This is a genomic window from Rhodanobacter soli (genome assembly GCF_040548735.1).
Classification (GTDB): domain Bacteria; phylum Pseudomonadota; class Gammaproteobacteria; order Xanthomonadales; family Rhodanobacteraceae; genus Rhodanobacter; species Rhodanobacter soli_A.
Map to the genome: position 1 here is coordinate 18,209 of NZ_JBEPSD010000005.1, position 19,345 is coordinate 37,553.

A 19,345-nucleotide genomic window follows, 5' to 3' on the forward strand; every position below is an offset into this window, starting at 1 on the left:
CGGAGCACTTCTATGAGGGAGCAAAGGATCAGGGCGCGCCTCGCGGCGCGCCCTGATGTACGTCATGCGTTCTCGCGAGCGGCCTGTGGCAGCGCCGCGGGCGCCGTCCGGCGTCTCGGTGCCAGCCACAGCGCAGCGACGAACACCGATATCAGCAGGGCGCCGACGGCGAACAAGGTGTCGCCCGGCACGCGCATCCACACCAGCATGTGGATCAGCGGGCGGTCCATGAACTCGGCCGAACGGGCGAACCAGTAGCCGTGTTCCAGTACCGCCTTCAGCTGCAGGATGCCCAGCGGCAGCAGGGTCAGCACGGCCATCAGCGACAGGCCGATGTTGAGGCACCAGAACGAGCTACGCAGCCAGCCTTCGCGCCAGTGGGCTTCCGGCTTGATGCCGCGCAGGCAGAACAGCATCAGGCCCAGGCCGAGCATGCCGTACACGCCCATCAGCGCGGTGTGGCCATGCGTGGCGGTGAGGTTGAGGCCCTGCATGTAGTACAGCGCGATCGGCGTATTGACGAGGAAGCCGAGCAGGCCCGCGCCGACCAGGTTCCAGAAGCTCACCGCCACGAAGAACATGATCGGCCAGCGGTAGCGCGCCATCCACGGCGCGGCGTGCTGCTTCTTCCAGGTGTCGTGGGCTTCCAGCCCGATCAGCGCCAGCGGTACCACTTCCAGTGCCGAGAAGCTGGCGCCCAGCGCGATCACCGCCGTGGTGGTGCCGCTGAAGTACAGGTGGTGCAACGTGCCCAGCACGCCGCCGGCCATGAACACGATGGTGGCGAACAGCACGTTGGTGGTGGCGCTGCTCACGCGCAGCAGGCCCAGCCGGACGAACAGGTAGCTGATCACCGCGGTGGCGAACACTTCGAAGAAGCCTTCCACCCACAGGTGCACCACCCACCAACGCCAGTACTCGACCATCGCGATGTGGGTGTGCTCGCCCCACATCAGGCCGGCGCCGTAGAGCAGGCCGATCGCCACGGTGGACAGGAACAGCAGGCCCACGATCGACGCGCCTTCCTTCTTGCCGCGCATTGCCGGCAGCAGCGCGCGGCCGACCAAGAACAGCCACAGCATCAGGCCGATGAACAGGAAGATCTGCCAGAAGCGGCCGAGATCGGTGTATTCCCAGCCCTGGTGGCCGAACCAGAAGTTGTACTTGAGGCCCATCTTGTCCATCACTGCGAACCACTGGCCGGCGAACGAGCCGACCACGATCACCAGCAGACAGACCCACAGGAAGTTCACCCCGAGCCGCTGGAACTTCGGCTCGTGGCCGGAGATCAGCGGCGCGATGTACAGGCCGGTGGCCAGCCACGCGGTGGCGATCCACAGCACCGCAAGCTCGGTGTGCCAGGTACGGGTGAGGCTGTATGGCAGGTAGTTGGCCAGCGCGAAGCCGTAGGCTTGCTGGCCTTCCACCTGGTAGTGCGCGGTAGTGGCGCCCAGCAGGATCTGCGCCAGGAACAGCGCCAGCACGGTCCAGAAGTACTTGCCGGTGGCCTTCATCGAAGGCGTCGCCTTCATCTCGGTCAGCGGGTCGCGCGCCGGAATCGGCGGCAAGGGTTCATGGCTCACCTGGCGCGCGTGGTGCCAGCCGAGCAGGCCGATGCCGAAGATCATGAAGAGGATGCTGAAGACCGACCACAGGAAGCTGGTCGAGGTCGGCGCGTTGCCGGCCAGCGGCTCGTACGGCCAGTTCTGGGTGTAGCTCATCGCCTCGTTCGGGCGCTGCGTGGCGGCGGCCCAGCTGGTCCACCAGAAGAACGCGGTGACTGCGCGCCGATGCTCCATCTCGGCGACGGTGTTCTCGCGCATCGCATAGCCTTCGCGCAACTTGTGCGTGGCCGGGTCGTTGCCAAACAGGCTCATGTAATGCGCCGCGACGGCTTCCATCGCGTGCGCACGCAGCGCCGAGACGGTGATGGTGTTGCTGGCCGCGTCGTAGGTGTTGGTGCGCAGTTCTTCCTGCACCCGCGCCTTCAGCGGCGCCTGCTGCTGCGCATCCAGCGATTCGTAAGGACCCAGGCCTGCGTCGCGGGCGAGCAGGTCCAACATCGCCATGCTTTCGCGGTGCAGCCAGTCGGCGCTCCAGTCCGGCGCCAGCAGCGCGCCGTGGCCCCAGATGGATCCCAATTGCTGGCCGCCGATGCTCTGCCACACTTGGCGGCCTTCTTCCATGTCGGCCTTGGTGTATAGCGTCTGGCCGTCGCTGGTGACGACGGCCGTGGGCAGCGGCGGCGCCTGTTGGTGGACCACGCTGCCGACCCACAGCAGCACGGCGAAGGACGTGACGAGCAAAGCCGCCAGTCCCAGCCAGAGTTTTCGGGTGGTACTCATCGCGCATCTCCCTGAAAGATGCGCGCATGCTCGGCGAGGTGCGGCCCGGCCATCTTGATGCAGGTCAAGCAGTCGCCACGGCACGCTGCGCGAATTGTCGCGGCTGTCGCCGGATGCATGTGGCCGGCATGGCATGATCGACGCGACGCGTTGCGCATGACGGGACCGCAGGCAGGCATGAACGATCGACCCAGGCTGGATGGAGTCCGCTTTCCGCTGGTGCTGCTGGTCGTTTTCCTGCTCGCGGCAGCAGCCCTCGGCATCTCGCCGCACTACCGCCAGGACTGGCTGATCGCCGCCGGCGCGATGCTTCGGCGCCGATGGAGTCCGCCGGGCGCTGACGAGTCCGTGGCCAGTGCGGACGTGCAGGCCTGATGCTGCATCAGCACCGGGATGGAGGCTTCTTCCAGCACGCGTCGGGTGGCGCCGCCGAACACGCGTTCGCGCTCAATCTGCCATGGCCATAACCTCCTCAGGGGATTGGGGCATAGCATGTGCACGCCGGCATACCCGGTATTGATCGGGGTCAAGTGGATGTCATGCCGGCGCGTCGATGTCGCCGAAGCGAATCATTTCAGCTGAGTGCAGGTGGCGGCCTGGGCGGCGTTGGCGGGGGCGCCGCGGATGCGGCCGGCATTGGAGACCACGACGACGAGCGCATCGCTCGCCCTGGACGGCTGGCAGAACAGCAAGGTGATGTTGCTGCCACTGGCGCTGCCGTCGGGATGGAAGCGCACGACGTGACGGCCGCCGCTGCTGTAGATGGCCACTTTCCCCGCGTAGCCCTGGCCGACGTGCAGCGGACCGCCGTCGGGCTGGTCATCGCGATTGCTGTCGCGGCCGAGCAGCCAGCCGCTCTCCCAGCGCGTGGCGTCGCTGCAGCTGCTGCCGTCCCGGGTAGGGCAGAACAACGTGCGCCTGCCGCTCATGACGGCAGCCTCGCGAGCGTGTTGCAGGGCGGCGATGAAATCGGTCTGGGCCACCCGCAGTTCGTTGCGGCTCAACAATTGCCGCAGGGGCGGGGCGGCGATGCCCATGAGTACCGCGATGATGGCGAGCACCATGATCTGCTCGATCAGGGTCACTCCGCACTGCCGGTGCGGCGGCCTGGAATTCCTTGAAACCGACACGGCATCGCTTCCTGCGTGGTCCGGGAGGTTCATGCTAGGGCGTTGCGATCGCCCGGCCAGCAGTCCGGCTGCCATCCGGATGTCGGTTCCTGCTGACGCGTCCTGTCAGCAGGGGCGATTTAAAATGACCTGTCGCACCCACATCTGTAGCCGATGACTGACCGCTTCCAACTCGCCGCCCCCTATCAGCCCGCCGGTGACCAACCGCAGGCGATCCAGCGTCTGTCCGAGGGTTTCGAGGCCGGCCTGGCCGCACAGACCTTGCTCGGCGTGACCGGCTCGGGCAAGACCTACACCATCGCGAACGTGATCGAGCGCATCCAGCGCCCGACCATCGTGATGGCGCCGAACAAGACGCTGGCCGCGCAGCTGTACGGCGAATTCAAGGAGTTCTTCCCACACAATGCGGTGGAGTACTTCGTCAGCTACTACGACTACTACCAGCCGGAAGCCTACGTGGTGGCGTCGGACACCTTCATCGAGAAGGATGCCTCGATCAACGAGCACATCGAGCAGATGCGCCTGTCGGCGACCAAGGCGCTGCTGTCGCGGCGCGATTCGATCATCGTGGCCACGGTGTCGGCGATCTACGGCCTGGGCAATCCGGAGGACTACCTGAGCCTGCGGCTGATCCTGGCCAAGGGCGAGCGGATCGACCAGCGCAAGCTGATTCACCAGTTGACCGAGCTGCAATACACCCGCAACGAGATGGAATTGCGCCGCGGTACCTACCGCGTGCGCGGCGAGATCATCGACGTGTTCCCGGCCGAGTCGGAGACCGAGGCGTTGCGCATCGAGCTGTTCGACGGGGAAGTGGAGAACATGGCGCTGTTCGACCCGCTCACCGGCGAGACGATCCGCAAGGTGCAACGCTATACGGTCTACCCACGCACGCACTACGCCAGCACGCGCGAGAGCGTGCTGAACGCGGTCGAGACGATCAAGGTCGAGCTGAAGGAGCGGCTGGAGCTGCTGTATCGCGAGAACAAGCTGGTCGAGGCGCAACGGCTGGACCAGCGCACCCGCTTCGACCTGGAGATGATGGCCGAGGTGGGCTACTGCCAAGGCATCGAGAACTACTCGCGCCACCTGACCCGGCGCGCGCCGGGCGAGCCGCCGCCCACGCTGTTCGACTACCTGCCGGCCGATGGGCTGCTGGTGGTGGACGAGTCGCACGTCACCGTGCCGCAGCTCGGCGCGATGTACAAGGGCGATCGTTCGCGCAAGGAAACCCTGGTGGAGTTCGGTTTCCGCCTGCCGTCGGCGATGGACAACCGGCCGCTGCGTTTCGAGGAGTGGGAGGAACGCGTGCCGCGGGCGATCTACGTCTCCGCCACCCCGCGCGATTACGAACTGCACAAATCCGGCGACGCGGTGACCGGGCTGGTGGTGCGTCCTACCGGCCTGGTCGACCCGGAAGTCGAGGTGCGGCCGGTACGCACCCAGGTCGATGACCTGCTCAGCGAGGTGCACAAGCGCGTGGCGATCGGCGACCGCGTGCTGGTCACCACGCTGACCAAGCGCATGGCCGAGAACCTCACCGAATACCTGTCCGAACACGATGTGAAGGTGCGTTACCTGCACTCGGACATCGAAACGGTGGAGCGCAGCGAGATCATTCGCGACCTGCGCCTGGGCGAGTTCGACGTGCTGGTCGGCATCAACCTGTTGCGCGAAGGCCTGGACATGCCCGAGGTGTCGCTGGTGGCGATCCTCGACGCCGACAAGGAAGGCTTCCTGCGGTCCACCGGCTCGCTGATCCAGACCATCGGCCGCGCCGCCCGCAACGTGCGCGGCAAGGCGATCCTGTACGCCGACAACGTCACCCGCTCGATGCAGGCGGCGATGGACGAGACCGCCCGCCGCCGCGAAAAGCAGATGGCGTGGAATCTGCAGCAGGGCATCACCCCGACCACCATCGTGCGACGCATCGCCGACATCATGGAGGGCGCGCGCAGCGAGGCGGGCAACCGCCGCGGCAACAAGTCGTCCTCGCGCGGCCGTGCTGCCGTGGCCGAGCAGGCCGCCGACTACGCCGGGCTCAGCGCGCCGCAGGTGGCAGGCATGCTGAAGAAGCTGGAAGCCCAGATGTACAAGCACGCACAGAACCTGGAATTCGAAGACGCCGCCCGGCTGCGCGACCAGATCCACCAGCTGCGCGAGCAGGCCCTGCGCTGAGCCGGCAACCCGATCCCCGGCGGGATATTGTCGAGCGCCGGAAGCTCCCGTATACTGCGCGGCTCGCGTAGTTGGTATGCGCGATACGGGCGGTTAGCTCAGCGGTAGAGCACTACCTTGACATGGTAGGGGTCACAAGTTCGATCCTTGTACCGCCCACCACCTTATGACGGTGGCGCCGGCATTTATCTTGCCATCGCGGCCGTATGCAGCAAGCCTGAAAAAGCCGTCCTTCGTGGGCGGCTTTTTTTGTGGGTTGGCGCCGTCATTTCCGGCAGGCCCATCCTGCAGAAATCCGTCAGCTGCTAACGCGGGAATCGTCCGGACAGCCGTCCCGCTTCGTCGATGCATCCTGTCACGCGGCAGTAACTGTTGCGGCTTTCCCAACGGTTATGCATGTTTCCTGCCCTCGGCAGCGCCGGCAAATTCAAATTCAGCTTGCAGACAGGCGTTGGCAGATGTACGTTAATGAATGAACCGGCCTGGTTCAGGATTCAAGCGGAGCGTGGGGGCACAGCGCTTCGTGCATCAGAGTGGGGGCTACCGTTTTTCACAGAAACTGCGCTGGCAACGGGCAGCACTTCGGTGACGGCAGTTCGGATGGAAGACCGCAAGACACTTCGCCGCCATGAAGTTGCGCGTGTTCGTCAGGTTGTGGGGATGAACCTGACGGCGGAGTGGTCAAGGATTCAAGTAGGGCGAGTTACGGATGCCCTGCATGCCTGTCCAGCACATGGAATGAAGGGGGGACAATCACGCTTGCGAACGCACACATCTGGCGACGACGGAGTTGATCCGTGGCGCGCGGGCCGCTTGGCGTACGCCAGGATTGTCCGGTACCAGATGCGACTGATCGCGGCATTCAAGAACACGCATATCCGTCGATGCCTTAACCGGACCAACTGAGTGTAGCCGGGTGTTTCGCTGGCCCACGCAAGTCGTGGCACGCGGCAGCCCCGGCAAAGCCAGCGTCGTCAATGGCATCGACAGCAGATCGACGGCATTCCGGCGCCGCAGCTCATTGCGCCGTCCTGACGACCGCTACACCGACGTCCCGCTTTCCCGCGGCAAGCCAGCCCCGTGCCGCGTCGAATTGGTCGCTCCATTCAACATCGGAAGAGCATTTACTGGGAGACATCGCATGGCCAAGCAAAGCAGTCAGAAATTCATCGCACGCAACCGTGCGCCGCGCGTGCAGATCGAATACGACGTCGAGGTTTATGGCGCACAGAAAAAGGTCCAGGTGCCTTTCGTCATGGGTGTCATGTCGGACCTCTCCGGCGCCAATGCCGGCGAACTGCCGTCGGTCGAGGAGCGCAAGGCGCTCGAAATCGACGTCGACAATTTCGACAGTCGCCTGCAGTCGATGAAGCCCAGGGTCACCTTCGCGGTGCCGAACACCCTGACGGGTGAAGGCAATCTCGCCGTGGACATCACGTTTGAAAGCATGGACGACTTTTCGCCGACGGCGGTCGCCAGAAAGGTGGGGGCGGTGGCCAAGCTGCTCGAGGCACGTACCCAGCTCGCCAATCTCGACACCTACATGGACGGCAAGGCTGGCGCCGAGAATCTGATCGCGCAGGCGCTGAAGGACCCGGCACTGTTGCAGTCCCTGGTATCGGCGCCCAAGCCCGCCGACGACACCAACAAAGACGGGGAGTAAGCAAGCATGGCAACCGAAAAACTCGCCGAACAGGGCGGTGCCGTACAGACTCTGGATGCAGGCGATTTTGCTGCACTGCTGAGCAAGGAATTCAAGCCCAAGAGCGACCGCGCGAAGGAGGAAGTGGAATCGGCGGTCCGCACGCTGGCAGAGCAGGTACTGAACAAGTCCGACATCGTTTCCGACGACGTCGCGCAAACCATCAATGCCTACATCGCGGAGATCGATCGCAAGCTCAGCGAACAGATCAACCTGATCATGCACCACGCCGACTTCCAGAAGCTGGAAAGCGCCTGGCGCGGCCTGCATCACCTGGTCAACAACACCGAGACGGATCAGCAGCTGAAGATCCGCGTGATGAACATCTCCAAGAAGGAGCTGGCCAAGACCCTGAAGCGCTACAAGGGCACAGCCTGGGACCAGAGCCCGATCTTCAAGAAGCTGTATGAAGAGGAATACGGCCAGCTGGGCGGCGAACCCTACGGTTGCCTGGTCGGCGACTACTACTTCGATCACAGCCCGCCCGACGTCGAGCTGCTTACCGGCATCGCGCAGGTCGCGGCCGCCGCGCATGCGCCGTTCATCTCGGCTGCGGGCTCCACCCTGATGGGCATGGACAGCTGGAACGAGCTGGCCAACCCGCGCGACCTGGCCAAGGTGTTCTCCACGCCGGACTACGCCGCCTGGCGCTCGCTGCGCGAGTCGGACGATGCCAAGTACATCGGCCTGACCATGCCGCGCACGCTGGCCCGGCTGCCCTACGGTGCAGCGACGGATCCGGTGGAGGAGTTCAATTTCGAGGAAGACACCGCCGGTGCGGATTCGTCCAAGTACACCTGGCAGAACGCCGCTTACGCGATGGCGGTGAACATCAACCGCTCGTTCAAGATGTACGGCTGGTGCTCACGGATTCGCGGCATCGAGTCCGGCGGCGCGGTGGAGGGTCTGCCGGCGCATACCTTCCCGACCGACGATGGCGGCGTGGACATGAAGTGCCCCACCGAGATCGCGATCACCGACCGGCGCTCGGCGGAGCTGGACAAGATGGGCATGATGCCGCTGGTGCACCGCAAGAACTCGGACATGGCGGCCTTCATCAGCGCACAGTCGCTGGCCAAGCCGGAGGAATACGACGATCCGGACGCCACCGCCAACGCGGCTCTCGGTGCGCGCTTGCCGTACATGTTTGCGTGCTGCCGTTTCGCGCATTACCTGAAGTGCATCGTGCGCGACAAGATCGGTTCGTTCAAGGATCGTGACGCGATGGAGCGCTGGCTGGCGTCGTGGATCAATCAGTACGTCGACGGCGACCCGGCCAACTCCAGCGAGGAGACCAAGGCACGCAAGCCGCTGTCCGCGGCGGAAGTGGTGGTGGAAGAGGTGGAAGGGGCGCCGGGGTATTACACGTCGAAGTTTTTCCTCAAGCCGCATTATCAGCTGGAAGGTTTGACTGTTTCCTTGAGGCTCGTGTCTCGTTTGCCGTCGGCTGCCAAGAGCTGATCCGGTCCGGATGTTCTTGGTTTCAAAGTAGGTGCAACACCCGTTATTGCCTGGCAGGTCCGCGAAACATGCGGGCCGTCCGGCTCAACTGATCCCAATAGACAAGGAGAATTCTCATGGCATTAGACATGCACCTGAAACTGGAAGGCGGCAGTGTCACCTTCACTGGCGAGTCCAAGCATGAAAAGCACAAGGATCAGATCCAGCTTCTGGCCTGGTCGTGGGGCCTGTCGCAGAGCGGTTCGTTTGGCCACGGCACCGGCGGCGGCGCCGGCAAGGCGAACGTGCAGGACATCAGCTTCACCAAGTACCTCGACAAGAGCTCCACGGCCTTCATCAAGGCACTCGTGACCGGTGCGCATATCACCACCGTGACCCTGTTCATTTCGAAGGCCGGCGGCAAGCAGGAAGACTACTTCACCATCAAGCTCACCAGCGCGATGGTCACCAGCTATTCCACGGGCGGCTCCGGCGGTGAAGACATGCTCACCGAGAACGTGTCGCTCAGCTTCGCGAAGTTCGACATCGAATACTTCAAGCAGGACGACAAGGGTGCCGTGGCTTCGGCGGGCACCGTTGGCTACAGCGTCGAGGAAGTGAAGGCCAGCTGATCCGGCCCCTCGCTGTATCCGATTGAGGCCTGGCTTCAGGGGATCTCTGTGCAAGTTGGTCCTGCAGCGAACATCACGCACGGGTTCGGCCCGGCGTGGCGTTGCGCGTCCGGCTGCTTGTCCAGAGGTCGCCTTGGTCCAGGCATTCCTCCCGTACCGGGCGTGTCGACGACATGACCCATGGTTGGCCTCCGAGAGATGAAATGACACCCGAGAGCAAACTCAAAGAAGGCCGACCAGACGAGGCGCTGCAGCTGCTTGCAGCCGAAGTGCGCAACAACCCGGCGGATGCCAAGCGTCGGGTTTTTTTATTCCAGTTGCTGGCTCTGCTTGGACAGTGGGAGCGGGCACAGAACCAGTTGAACGTCAGCGGCGAACTGGAGCCTCTCAACGCCATGCTGGTCGGTGCCTATACCGAGGCGTTGAAGGGCGAGCAGGTGCGTGCCGACGTCTTTGCGGGGAAGCGCCTGCCGGTGGTCATCGGCGAACCGGAGCAGTGGCTGGCGTTGTTGTTGCAGGCGCTGAAGCTGACCGCGGAGGGGCGCCACGAACAGGCTGCCGACCTGCGCGGGCAGGCCTTCGAGCAGGCTCCCGCCGTGAGCGGAAGCATCGACGGCACGCCATTCGAGTGGATCGCTGACGCTGACACGCGGTTGGGTCCGTGTCTGGAAATCGTCGTCAACGGCGGCTATTCCTGGGTGCCGTTCTCGCGTCTGCGGGAATTGAAATTCGAGGCGCCGACCGATCTTCGCGACAAGATCTGGGTGCCCGCGGAAGTGACGTGGACCAACGGCGGCAAGGCGATCGGGTTCATTCCCGGGCGCTATCCCGGCTCCGAGCGGGCCGACGACAACGACCTCGTACTGGCGCGCAAGACGGAATGGATCGATGCCGGTGCGGATCTTCAGGTGGGCCTGGGCCAACGGATGCTGGCGACCGACACGGACGACTACGCGTTGCTCGATGCCAGGCTGATCACGTTCGACACCCACTGACCGGAGCGTGAGCGTGCCATGGCTGAATTGACCACCCAGGAGAGACTTCAGCCTTCGCTGCTCGATCGACTTACCGACGACGAGCCAGGCAAGCTCGAGGAGAGTCGCGAGAAGCGCGTGATCTCGGCGACACGACTGCGCGATTGCGTCACGCGCGATATTTCGTGGCTGTTGAATTGCGTGAATCTGAGCGTGGATACCGATTTGGGCGATTATCCGGAAGTCTCCGGCTCGGTACTCAATTTCGGTATTCCCGACCTCACCGGTGTGGCCTTGTCGGGCATCAATTCGGACATCCTGCAGCGGCAGGTGAGGGATGCCATTCTCGCTTTTGAACCGCGGCTCACCGCCAATACGCTGCGGGTTACGGCGACCGCGAAATCCGCGCGGATGGATCGGCAGGCGCTGATGTTCAACATCGAGTCGGAAATGTGGGCCCAGCCGATTCCGCTGAATCTCTATCTGAAGACCGAGGTCGATCTGGAGACCGGCAGCTTCAAGGTTTCGGAGGGCTTCGGCTGATCGCCCATGGACCCACGCCTGCTGCGTTACTACAACCGGGAACTGCAACACGTCCGCGAGATGGGCGGCGAGTTTGCGCGCGAGTATCCGAAGATTGCCGGGCGACTCGGGCTGGAGGGCTTCGAGTGCGCCGACCCCTACGTGGAGCGGCTGCTGGAAGGGTTCGCCTTCCTCGCTGCCCGTGTGCAGCTCAAGCTGGACGCGCAATTCCCGGTGTTCACCCAGCACCTGCTGGAAATGATCTACCCCCATTACCTCGCACCGGTGCCTTCGATGGCGGTGGTGCAGATGCAGCCGGACCTGAAGGAAAGCGGCCTGCTGGCCGGCCACGTCGTGGAGCGGCATACGGCATTGCGCAGCCTTATCGGCAAGGACGACCGCACGGCCTGCGAATACCGCACGGCCCACGACGTCACGCTGTGGCCGCTGGAGCTCACCGACGCGAAGTACCTTGAAACACCCGCTGCGATAGCGGCCGCCGGCGTGACCTTGCCGGCGGGCAAGCCCGTGCGTGCCGGCCTGCGGCTGAAATTCCGGGTAACCGCCGGAGCGCAGGCGAACATGCTGGCGCTGGACGACCTCCCGGTATTCATCGCCGGCGCGGACGAGCTTCCCAAGCGCCTGTACGAGCAACTGCTGGGCAACGCCACGGGCTTCATCGTGCGCACGCAGGGCGCCAGCGGCGAGATCAGCCGGCATTTCGATGCCTCGAGCATCCATCGCAAGGGCTTCGAGGAGAACGAGGCGCTGATTCCCTATACCGGACGTTCGTTCAGCGGCTACCGGCTGCTGCAGGAATACTTCGCCTGCCCCGAGCGTTTCCTGTTTGCCGAATTCTGCGGCCTGAAATCCGTGCTGGCACGTTCAAAGGGCAGCGAGTTCGAGATCGTGGTGCTGTTCGACCGCAGCGTGGCCAGCCTGCACAACGCAGTCGACGTGAACAACTTCCGGCTGTTCTGCACGCCGGCGATCAACCTGTTCCCGCGGCGCGCCGACCGCATCCACCTGCAGCAGGGCAAGACGGAATACCACATTCTCGCCGACCGCACCCGGCCGATGGATTTCGAGGTCCACAGCATCGGCAGCGTGGAGGGCTTCGGCGACAAGCAGGAGCCGGAGCAGCGCTTCCTGCCGTTCTACGGCTGTGACGAGCGCACCTGGCACAGTCAGCATTCGGCCTACTACACGATTCGTCGCGAGCCGCGGCTGATCTCGTCGCGGCAGAAGCGGCAGGGCGCGCGGTCCAGCTACATCGGCAACGAGATGTTCATCTCCTTGGTCGACTCCAGCGAGGCGCCTTACTCCACCCAACTGCGCCAGATCGGCATGATGCTGATGTGCACCAATCGCGACCTGCCGCTGCAGATGCCGGTGGGCAAGTCGAAGACCGACTTCACCCTGGAGACCGGTGCACCGGTGGAATCGATCCGCTGCGTCGCCGGCCCGACCAAGCCGCGTGCATCGGTGGCCACCGGCGAGACCGCGTGGCGTCTGCTCAGTCACCTGCAGCTGAACTACGTGTCGCTGCTCGAAAACAACGCGGGCGAAGGCGCCGCAGCGCTGCGCGAAATGCTGACGCTGTACTGCGACGAGTTCGACTCCAGCGCGTTGCGCCAGATCGAAGGCGTCAAGGCGGTCAGTTCGCAGCCCATCGTGCGGCGCGTCCCGGTACCCGGCCCGATCACCTTCGGCCGCGGCCTGGAAATCACCCTGACCTGCGACGACGGCGCATTCGAAGGCACCGGCGCCTTCCTGCTCGGCGCGGTGATGCAGCAATTCTTTGCGCGTTACGTATCCGTCAACTCTTTCACCGAAACCGTTCTGCGCACACTGGAACGCAACGAGGTTGCCCGATGGCCCGCCAGGCTGGGAACACGGCAGACGCTGTAGCGCTGGAGATCGCGCTGCGCGACCACCCCGAGGCCTTCGAGTTCTTCGAAGCGGCCCGTCGGCTGGAGTGCGCGTATTCCGAACGTCCGCGGCTGGGCCATTCGGCCAAGGCCGCGGACGATTTCGTGCGGCTGTGCCAGACGCCGTCGCTGGCGTTCGCCCCGAAAACGGTCGACCGCTACCAGCCCGGCGGCACTGGCAGGCCGGCGCGCCTGCATGGCCTGTTCTTCGGCCTGTTCGGGCCGAATGCGCCGCTGCCGCTGCACCTCACCGAATATGCGATGGATCGCGAACTGAATGCGAAGGACACCACCTTCACCGCGTTCGCGAACATTTTCCATCACCGCATGATGAGCCTGTTCTACCGGGCCTGGGCCGACTCGCAGCCCACCGTGGAGCTGGACCGTCCGGCCGAGGATCATTTCCGCCTGTACATGGGCGCGCTGGTGGGTTTGGCCACGCCAGGCCTCGACGGCCGCGATGCGCTGCCCGACCAGTTCAAGCGCTTCTTTGCCGGCCGCCTGCTGCAGCAGACCCGCAATGCCGAGGGGTTGCGCGGACTGCTCGAACGATTTTTCCGGATTCCGGTGGGCATCGTCGAATTCGTGGCCGAGTGGATGCGGCTGCCCGCATCTTCCCATCTCCGACTCGGTGGATCGGGCGAGGTGGCGGCACTGGGACTCACAGCGGTTGCCGGCGAGTACGTCTGGGGCAGCCAGCAGCGTTTCCGTCTGCGGCTGGGGCCGCTGAGTCGGGCCGAGTTCAACAATTTCCTGCCCGGTGGCGAGGCGCTCAAACAGCTGATCGCCGCGGTCAAGACCTATGTGGGCGAGGAGAAAGCCTGGGACGTGCAGCTGGTGCTGAAAAAAGCCGACGTGCCCACGACCCGCCTGGGCCAGAGCGGCCGCATGGGTCTGAGCACATGGATGGGCCAGCCGCAGCGCGATGGCGACGCCGACGACGTGGTGTTGAAGCCGGTCGGCTAGGAGTGCGGCGGCGGGGGGACGCGCGACCCGGACTTTGGAATGACTTTGCGACAAAAGACAGCTGGATCGACAACAACTGCATAAGGATCGAAGACCATGGCCGAGATCAGTCGCGGCGCCCTGTTTGGAAAGCTCAACAAGCTGGCTTTCCGGGGCATCGAAAGCGCTACCGTATTCTGCAAGCTGCGCGGCAATCCGTACGTGGAGCTGGTCCACTGGATCCACCAGATCCTGCAGCTGCAGGACTCCGACCTGCATCGCATCGTCAAGCAGTTCAACCTGAACCCATCGAACCTGGCGCGCGACATCACTGATGCGCTGGACCGGCTTCCGCGCGGATCGTCGTCGATCTCCGATCTTTCCAGCGACGTCGAGGAGGCGGTGGAGCGCGGCTGGGTGTTCGCCACCCTGATGTTCGGCGAGGCGCAAGTGCGCACCGGCTACCTTCTCGTCGGCTGCATGCGCACGCGCAACCTGCGCAATGCGCTGCTGCACATCTCGGCCGAGTTCGACAAGATCAAGCCCGAGACGCTGCTGGAGAAGTTCGCCGAGGTCGTGGCCGGTTCGCCGGAAGACGGGCAGCATGCGAACGACGGTTTCCGCATGGGCGGAGGCAGCGCGCCCGGCGAAGCCAGCGGTGCGATGTCGCCGGCGCAGATGGGCAAGCAGGAGGCGCTGGCGCAGTTCACCATCGACCTCACCGAACAGGCGCGCAGCGGCAAGATGGACCCGATCGTCGGCCGCGACGACGAGATCCGCCAGCTGGTCGACATCCTCATGCGCCGCCGCCAGAACAATCCGATGCTGGTCGGCGAAGCCGGCGTGGGCAAGACCGCGGTGATCGAGGGCTTTGCCATGCGCATCGCCATCGGTGACGTGCCGCCGCCGCTGAAAGACGTGCAACTGCGCGTGCTCGATGTCGGCCTGCTGCAGGCCGGTGCCAGCATGAAGGGCGAGTTCGAGAATCGCCTGAAGCAGGTGATCGAGGAAGTGCAGTCGTCCACGAAGCCGATCATCCTGTTCATCGACGAGGCGCATACCCTGGTCGGTGCCGGCGGCGCAGCCGGCACCGGCGACGCGGCGAACCTGCTCAAGCCGGCACTGGCGCGCGGCAACCTGCGCACCATCGGTGCCACCACCTGGGCCGAGTACAAGAAGCACATCGAGAAAGACCCGGCGCTGACCCGTCGCTTCCAGACCGTGCAGATCGACGAACCCAGCGAGGAGAAGGCGATCCTGATGATGCGCGGCGTCGCCAGCGTGATGGAGAAGCACCACAAGGTGCAGATCCTCGACGAGGCGCTGGAGGCCGCAGTCAAGCTGTCGCATCGCTACATCCCCGCGCGGCAGCTGCCGGACAAGGCGGTGAGCCTGCTCGACACCGCCTGCGCACGCGTGGCGATCAGCCAGCACGCGGTGCCGGCGGAAGTGGACGACACCCGCAAGCGCATCCAGGCGCTGGAAACCGAACTCGGCATCATCGGCCGCGAGAAGAATGTGGGCGTCGAGGTGGCGGCACGCGAGGAAGCGGCCAGCGAGAAACTGGCGGCGCAGAAGGTGCGCCTGGAAACCCTCGAGGCGAACTGGATCGTCGAGAAAGAGCTGGTCGAGAAGATTCTCGACATCCGTTCCAAGCTGCGCGGCTCGACTGCGCCGGTCGAAGGTACCGGCAGCGCGCTGGAGGAATCGGCGAACCAGGAGGCGGAAGCGAAGCCCGTGCCGTTGGCGGGCGAGGCGCCGCTGGATGGTGCCGCGCGTGCTGCAGCGCTCGATGAATTGAAGGGTCTGCAGACGCAGCTGGCCGAGCTGCAAGGCGAGAACCCGCTGATCCTCGCATCGGTGGACCAGCAGGCAGTCGGTTCGGTGGTGTCGGACTGGACCGGCATTCCCGTAGGGCGCATGGTCAAGAGCGAAGTCGAGACCGTGATGAACCTGGCCAAGCTGATGGGCGCGCGCGTCATTGGCCAGGACCACGCGATGGAGATGATCGCCAAGCGCATCCAGACCTCGCGCGCCGGACTGGTCGACCCGAACAAGCCGATCGGCGTGTTCATGCTGGCCGGCACTTCCGGTGTCGGCAAGACCGAGACCGCCTTGGCGCTGGCCGAGGCGCTGTACGGCGGCGAGCAGAACATCATCACCATCAACATGAGCGAGTTCCAGGAGGCACACACCGTCTCCACGCTGAAAGGCGCGCCTCCCGGCTATGTCGGCTATGGCGAGGGTGGCGTGCTCACCGAGGCGGTGCGCCGCAAGCCGTATTCGGTGGTGCTGCTGGACGAAGTGGAGAAGGCCCATCCGGACGTCCACGAGATCTTCTTCCAGGTATTCGACAAGGGCGTGATGGAAGACGGCGAAGGCCGCTCCATCGACTTCAAAAACACCCTGATCCTGCTCACCACCAATGCCGGCACCGACATGATCGCCGGCCTGTGCAAAGACCCCGAGCTGATGCCCGACCACGAGGGCATGGCCAAGGCACTGCGCGAACCATTATTGAAGATCTTCCCGCCGGCTCTGCTCGGACGGTTGGTGACGATCCCGTACTACCCGCTCAGCCCGGAAATGCTGGGCAAGATCGTCAAGCTGCAGATCAACCGCATCAAGAAGCGCGTCGAGGCACGCTACAAGATCCCGTTCGAGTACAGCGAGGACGTGGTGAAGCTGGTGGTCGAACGCTGCACCGAAACCGAATCGGGCGGGCGCATGATCGACGCGATCCTCACCAATTCGATGCTGCCCGACATCTCGCGCGCGTTCCTGACCAAGATGATGGAAGGGGAGCAGGTTGCGAAGGTGCAGGTAAATGTGACGGATGGGGAGTTTTCGTACGCGTTTGGATGATGACTCGAGTGAAAGTGATCTGGCTCCGTTTTCCAACTTGGGATGGGGCCAGCGCTCCGTCACGAATACCGTCGTGAGCCATCGTCGACCCACGGCGGCAAAGATTCTGCATTTGCTTTCAACCGTACACATCAGGGAACAGGGTGATGGCCAGTTTTGAGTTGGAGTACACGCCGAAGACGGACCTGATCTACGGCATCGGCGTGTGGATCAGCTGCTACGTCATTCATTACCAGAACCCCAAAAAGCGGCCGGACGGGTGGCTGTCCGACACGGATTTTCAAGAGGCCCATCGGCTTAAGGAAGAGGGTTTTTTTGCGATCAATACCTACAATGTTTCATTGAACAATGCTCAGGTACGGAAGGAGCAGGGAAAAGTTTCGGATTACATGAAGGCGATTGATGCCTCTCTCCGGAGCAGTCCTGGAAACGCATTGAAGCTGGCCGATCGTCCCGCTCCGGGGGATATTGCGAAGCTTCGGAAGAGCAATATCAATCTGGATCCGTCGGACGTTCGAGGCGTTAGGGAAGCCGCGTACGACATGGCAGTGCGTCGATCGAGCAAGTTTGGCATCGAATATGTCGCGAAAAATCTAGATGGAAAGATCCATTACATCCTTGACGGGATCGATATCGGCAAGGTGATCACCAAAGACACTGTTACCAACAAGGGTGGTTACACCAAGACGCCGATATGCAGTTCGGAGCTGCGTTTTCTTTTTCGCAACTGGCAGGCCTACAAGGGGAATGTGCAGTTCTGGAAAAATTATGACCATTGCAGCCCGCCCTGGTACGACAGCAGGACCGATGAGCTATGGGCAGCCTATGCGCTTGCCAGGATTCTCAAGGGGTACGCGCGACGGATGAAGCTGCGATCGGAGCACTGGGAGGTCTTGGTTCCCCTGCTTGAGAAAATCGATCGTGGAGGACTCAGTCACAAGGACGTAGAAGGACTCTGGAGAGTTGCTAGCGCCGACAAAGGCCCGCTCTCAGTGAAGCTCAACGCGGGCTGTAAGCCGACGTTAACTGCGACGCAGTTTGTCGATCTTTTTCACTCACTGCCGGTTGATTTGGTCAACGCGGTGACCGATGAGGTGGACGCGGTCTAGCAAGCGAGTGGTGTGCGGTCAGGGAATGCCTGCCGCATGTCGGGCCACCTTAGGCGCACTTCTTGGTTCAGGTAATAAGTGTCTCGACCCGATTCATCCATGCGGTACTCAGAGTTCAGACATCAGGGGATACAGACTATGCCATCCAAACCACTAAGCATGGGCGAGTTCAAGGCCATGGGCGAGCTGGCGCGCGCGCGCCAGCAGCTGGTCGTCAACATGTTCGGCGGCACCAAGCTGAAGTTCGGCACCAGCAGCCAGCTGTCCACGGCCAAGCAGGTGCTGTCCACGGGCAAGAAGATCGTCTCGTCCGGCAGCAAGCTTGCGAAAGGCGGCAAGGCAGCCAGCACGGTGGCAAGCCTGCCGGGCATGAAGGAGGCGGTGCAGGATTTCATCGTCGAATGTGCCGACGTGGACAACATCCACGAGGTGATCGCGGCGATCACCGGAGAAGTGCTGGCGAACCTGGTGCACGAGATCACCCCGATCCTCGGGGTGGTGACCAGCGGCGTGAAGCTGGTCAAGGCCGGCAAGGCCGTGGCCGAGGACGGTTACCATCTGTACAAGAGCGACGACTACAAGGCCGGCTTCCGCTTGGGTGATCCCAGTGCGGCGGCCGAGGCGATCCAGCTCATCATCAAGCGCGATCTCGCCAAACACTCGGTGCAACTGGGGCAGCAGACGCTTGCCACCGGCGCCAAGATCGGCGGGCTGTTCGCGGATTTCGGCACCGCCACCACGGCCGGTATCGGTGTCGCCAATTCACTGGCCAGCCTGGGCTTGCTGCTCTACGGGTTGGGCCTGGACATCAAGGACATGCGTGCCGGCAACAAACGCCTGGCGGCGCCCAGTACGCTGAATCTCACGGTGTTCAACGAGTGCCCGATCCTCGGCTGCTACCTGCTGACGTGTGCCGATACGTCGGCGGTGGCCAACATGTTCATCGCCGATATCGGTTTGCCGGGCTGGATGGACAAGGTCGAACTGATGAAGAAGAAGCAGATGGATCCCATGCTGAAGATCGCCACCAAGAACATCAGCAGTTCGCGACTGCAGTTGGAGGGGCTGGGCAGCGACAAGGGAACGCACACCAAGAAGGGCTTCTTCGCGGGAATCAAGAGCAAGGCGATGAAGCAGATCGGGCTGAGCTGAAGTGCTTCCGGTGTCCGGCGGAAATGCCGCGACTGCCCGCCTGGTCGCAGGCCACTGAACAACCCATCGAGCCGTCGTCTCAGGCTCATCCACAGCAGGAGATCCCATATGCCCCCGGCAGCGAGAATCACCGACATGCATGTCTGCCCGATGGTGACGGGCGTGGTGCCGCACGTGGGTGGTCCGATCCTGCCGCCGGGCGCGGTTACCGTACTGATCGGCGGTTTGCCGGCTGCGCGGGTCGGCGACATGGCAACCTGCGTGGGGCCGCCCGATGTCATCGTCATGGGCTCGTTCAAGGTGCTCATCAACAAGATGCCCGCGGCGCGCATGGGCGATTTGACGGCGCATGGCGGAAGCATCGTGCTGGGTTGTCCCACGGTACTGATCAGCTGAGTGGCGGCGTGCGTGCCGGCGGTA

15 protein-coding genes and 1 tRNA gene are annotated in these 19,345 nt (G+C 63.6%); 14 read left to right on the plus strand and 2 right to left on the minus strand.

The genetic code is table 11. The features are described from left to right. Nucleotides 1-62 precede the first annotated feature (62 nt). Nucleotides 63-2,345 (minus strand): nitric-oxide reductase large subunit, encoded by a 2,283-nt coding sequence (locus tag ABIE04_RS17425; RefSeq protein WP_354553150.1) that lies wholly within the window; start codon nucleotides 2,343-2,345, stop codon nucleotides 63-65. Nucleotides 2,346-2,522: 177 nt separating this feature from the next. Here ABIE04_RS17425 and ABIE04_RS17430 point away from each other — a divergent pair, with 177 nt between their 5' ends. Beyond that, nucleotides 2,523-2,720 (plus strand): hypothetical protein, encoded by a 198-nt coding sequence (locus tag ABIE04_RS17430; RefSeq protein WP_354553152.1) that lies wholly within the window; start codon nucleotides 2,523-2,525, stop codon nucleotides 2,718-2,720. 194 nt (nucleotides 2,721-2,914) lie between these two features. On the opposite strand, the gene ABIE04_RS17435 is transcribed toward ABIE04_RS17430, so the two are convergent. Next, on the minus strand, nucleotides 2,915-3,508 hold the full coding sequence (locus tag ABIE04_RS17435) for a GspH/FimT family pseudopilin (RefSeq protein ID WP_354553205.1): 594 nt from the start codon (nucleotides 3,506-3,508) through the stop codon (nucleotides 2,915-2,917). A 120-nt stretch (nucleotides 3,509-3,628) separates the two neighbouring features. On the opposite strand from ABIE04_RS17435, the gene uvrB reads away from it, so the two are divergent. From uvrB to ABIE04_RS17500, 13 genes are all read left to right on the plus strand, one after another. After that, nucleotides 3,629-5,653 carry an excinuclease ABC subunit UvrB gene (gene uvrB / locus ABIE04_RS17440; protein ID WP_354553154.1) on the plus strand — a complete coding sequence of 675 codons (2,025 nt, stop codon included), beginning with the start codon at nucleotides 3,629-3,631 and terminating at the stop codon, nucleotides 5,651-5,653. An 87-nt stretch (nucleotides 5,654-5,740) separates the two neighbouring features. Next, a tRNA-Val gene (locus ABIE04_RS17445) sits at nucleotides 5,741-5,815 on the plus strand. A gap of 979 nt (nucleotides 5,816-6,794) precedes the next feature. Beyond that, nucleotides 6,795-7,316, plus strand: coding sequence for a type VI secretion system contractile sheath small subunit (gene tssB / locus ABIE04_RS17450; protein WP_214556754.1), 522 nt, complete (start codon nucleotides 6,795-6,797; stop codon nucleotides 7,314-7,316). A 6-nt stretch (nucleotides 7,317-7,322) separates the two neighbouring features. Continuing rightward, nucleotides 7,323-8,816: a type VI secretion system contractile sheath large subunit gene (tssC, locus tag ABIE04_RS17455; protein WP_354553157.1), complete on the plus strand. Its 1,494-nt coding sequence runs from the start codon at nucleotides 7,323-7,325 to the stop codon at nucleotides 8,814-8,816. Nucleotides 8,817-8,932: 116 nt separating this feature from the next. After that, entirely contained in the window at nucleotides 8,933-9,427 is a 495-nt protein-coding gene (locus tag ABIE04_RS17460; protein WP_354553159.1) for an Hcp family type VI secretion system effector, read from the plus strand. A 173-nt stretch (nucleotides 9,428-9,600) separates the two neighbouring features. Then, nucleotides 9,601-10,422, plus strand: coding sequence for a type VI secretion system accessory protein TagJ (locus tag ABIE04_RS17465; RefSeq protein WP_354553162.1), 822 nt, complete (start codon nucleotides 9,601-9,603; stop codon nucleotides 10,420-10,422). Nucleotides 10,423-10,440: 18 nt separating this feature from the next. After that, complete coding sequence (gene tssE, locus ABIE04_RS17470; RefSeq protein ID WP_354553165.1) at nucleotides 10,441-10,944, plus strand: type VI secretion system baseplate subunit TssE; 504 nt, start codon at nucleotides 10,441-10,443, stop codon at nucleotides 10,942-10,944. A gap of 6 nt (nucleotides 10,945-10,950) precedes the next feature. After that, nucleotides 10,951-12,834 carry a type VI secretion system baseplate subunit TssF gene (gene tssF / locus ABIE04_RS17475; protein ID WP_354553167.1) on the plus strand — a complete coding sequence of 628 codons (1,884 nt, stop codon included), beginning with the start codon at nucleotides 10,951-10,953 and terminating at the stop codon, nucleotides 12,832-12,834. Beyond that, nucleotides 12,798-13,820 (plus strand): type VI secretion system baseplate subunit TssG, encoded by a 1,023-nt coding sequence (gene tssG / locus ABIE04_RS17480; protein ID WP_354553170.1) that lies wholly within the window; start codon nucleotides 12,798-12,800, stop codon nucleotides 13,818-13,820. Before tssF ends, tssG begins: the two co-directional genes overlap by 37 nt. A 96-nt stretch (nucleotides 13,821-13,916) precedes the next feature. After that, complete coding sequence (gene tssH, locus ABIE04_RS17485) at nucleotides 13,917-16,664, plus strand: type VI secretion system ATPase TssH (RefSeq protein WP_354553172.1); 2,748 nt, start codon at nucleotides 13,917-13,919, stop codon at nucleotides 16,662-16,664. 146 nt (nucleotides 16,665-16,810) lie between these two features. After that, entirely contained in the window at nucleotides 16,811-17,773 is a 963-nt protein-coding gene (locus tag ABIE04_RS17490; protein WP_354553174.1) for a hypothetical protein, read from the plus strand. A 138-nt stretch (nucleotides 17,774-17,911) separates the two neighbouring features. Next, nucleotides 17,912-18,925: a hypothetical protein gene (locus ABIE04_RS17495; RefSeq protein ID WP_354553177.1), complete on the plus strand. Its 1,014-nt coding sequence runs from the start codon at nucleotides 17,912-17,914 to the stop codon at nucleotides 18,923-18,925. Between the two features lie 108 nt (nucleotides 18,926-19,033). Beyond that, nucleotides 19,034-19,321 carry a PAAR domain-containing protein gene (locus tag ABIE04_RS17500; protein WP_354553179.1) on the plus strand — a complete coding sequence of 96 codons (288 nt, stop codon included), beginning with the start codon at nucleotides 19,034-19,036 and terminating at the stop codon, nucleotides 19,319-19,321. The last annotated feature ends 24 nt before the right edge of the window (nucleotides 19,322-19,345 follow it).

Excerpts from the sequence above, each read along its gene's own strand:
- ABIE04_RS17435 (WP_354553205.1), bottom strand. The coding sequence starts at position 3,508 with ATGAACCTCCCGGACCACGCAGGAAGCGATGCCGTGTCGGTTTCAAGG.
- ABIE04_RS17460 (WP_354553159.1), top strand. The coding sequence starts at position 8,933 with ATGGCATTAGACATGCACCTGAAACTGGAAGGCGGCAGTGTCACCTTC.
- tssB (WP_214556754.1), top strand. The coding sequence starts at position 6,795 with ATGGCCAAGCAAAGCAGTCAGAAATTCATCGCACGCAACCGTGCGCCG.
- tssC (WP_354553157.1), top strand. The coding sequence starts at position 7,323 with ATGGCAACCGAAAAACTCGCCGAACAGGGCGGTGCCGTACAGACTCTG.
- ABIE04_RS17425 (WP_354553150.1), bottom strand. The coding sequence starts at position 2,345 with ATGAGTACCACCCGAAAACTCTGGCTGGGACTGGCGGCTTTGCTCGTC.
- ABIE04_RS17490 (WP_354553174.1), top strand. The coding sequence starts at position 16,811 with ATGGCCAGTTTTGAGTTGGAGTACACGCCGAAGACGGACCTGATCTAC.
- tssG (WP_354553170.1), top strand. The coding sequence starts at position 12,798 with ATGGCCCGCCAGGCTGGGAACACGGCAGACGCTGTAGCGCTGGAGATC.
- ABIE04_RS17500 (WP_354553179.1), top strand. The coding sequence starts at position 19,034 with ATGCCCCCGGCAGCGAGAATCACCGACATGCATGTCTGCCCGATGGTG.
- ABIE04_RS17465 (WP_354553162.1), top strand. The coding sequence starts at position 9,601 with ATGACCCATGGTTGGCCTCCGAGAGATGAAATGACACCCGAGAGCAAA.
- ABIE04_RS17430 (WP_354553152.1), top strand. The coding sequence starts at position 2,523 with ATGAACGATCGACCCAGGCTGGATGGAGTCCGCTTTCCGCTGGTGCTG.
- tssF (WP_354553167.1), top strand. The coding sequence starts at position 10,951 with ATGGACCCACGCCTGCTGCGTTACTACAACCGGGAACTGCAACACGTC.
- uvrB (WP_354553154.1), top strand. The coding sequence starts at position 3,629 with ATGACTGACCGCTTCCAACTCGCCGCCCCCTATCAGCCCGCCGGTGAC.
- tssE (WP_354553165.1), top strand. The coding sequence starts at position 10,441 with ATGGCTGAATTGACCACCCAGGAGAGACTTCAGCCTTCGCTGCTCGAT.
- ABIE04_RS17495 (WP_354553177.1), top strand. The coding sequence starts at position 17,912 with ATGCCATCCAAACCACTAAGCATGGGCGAGTTCAAGGCCATGGGCGAG.
- tssH (WP_354553172.1), top strand. The coding sequence starts at position 13,917 with ATGGCCGAGATCAGTCGCGGCGCCCTGTTTGGAAAGCTCAACAAGCTG.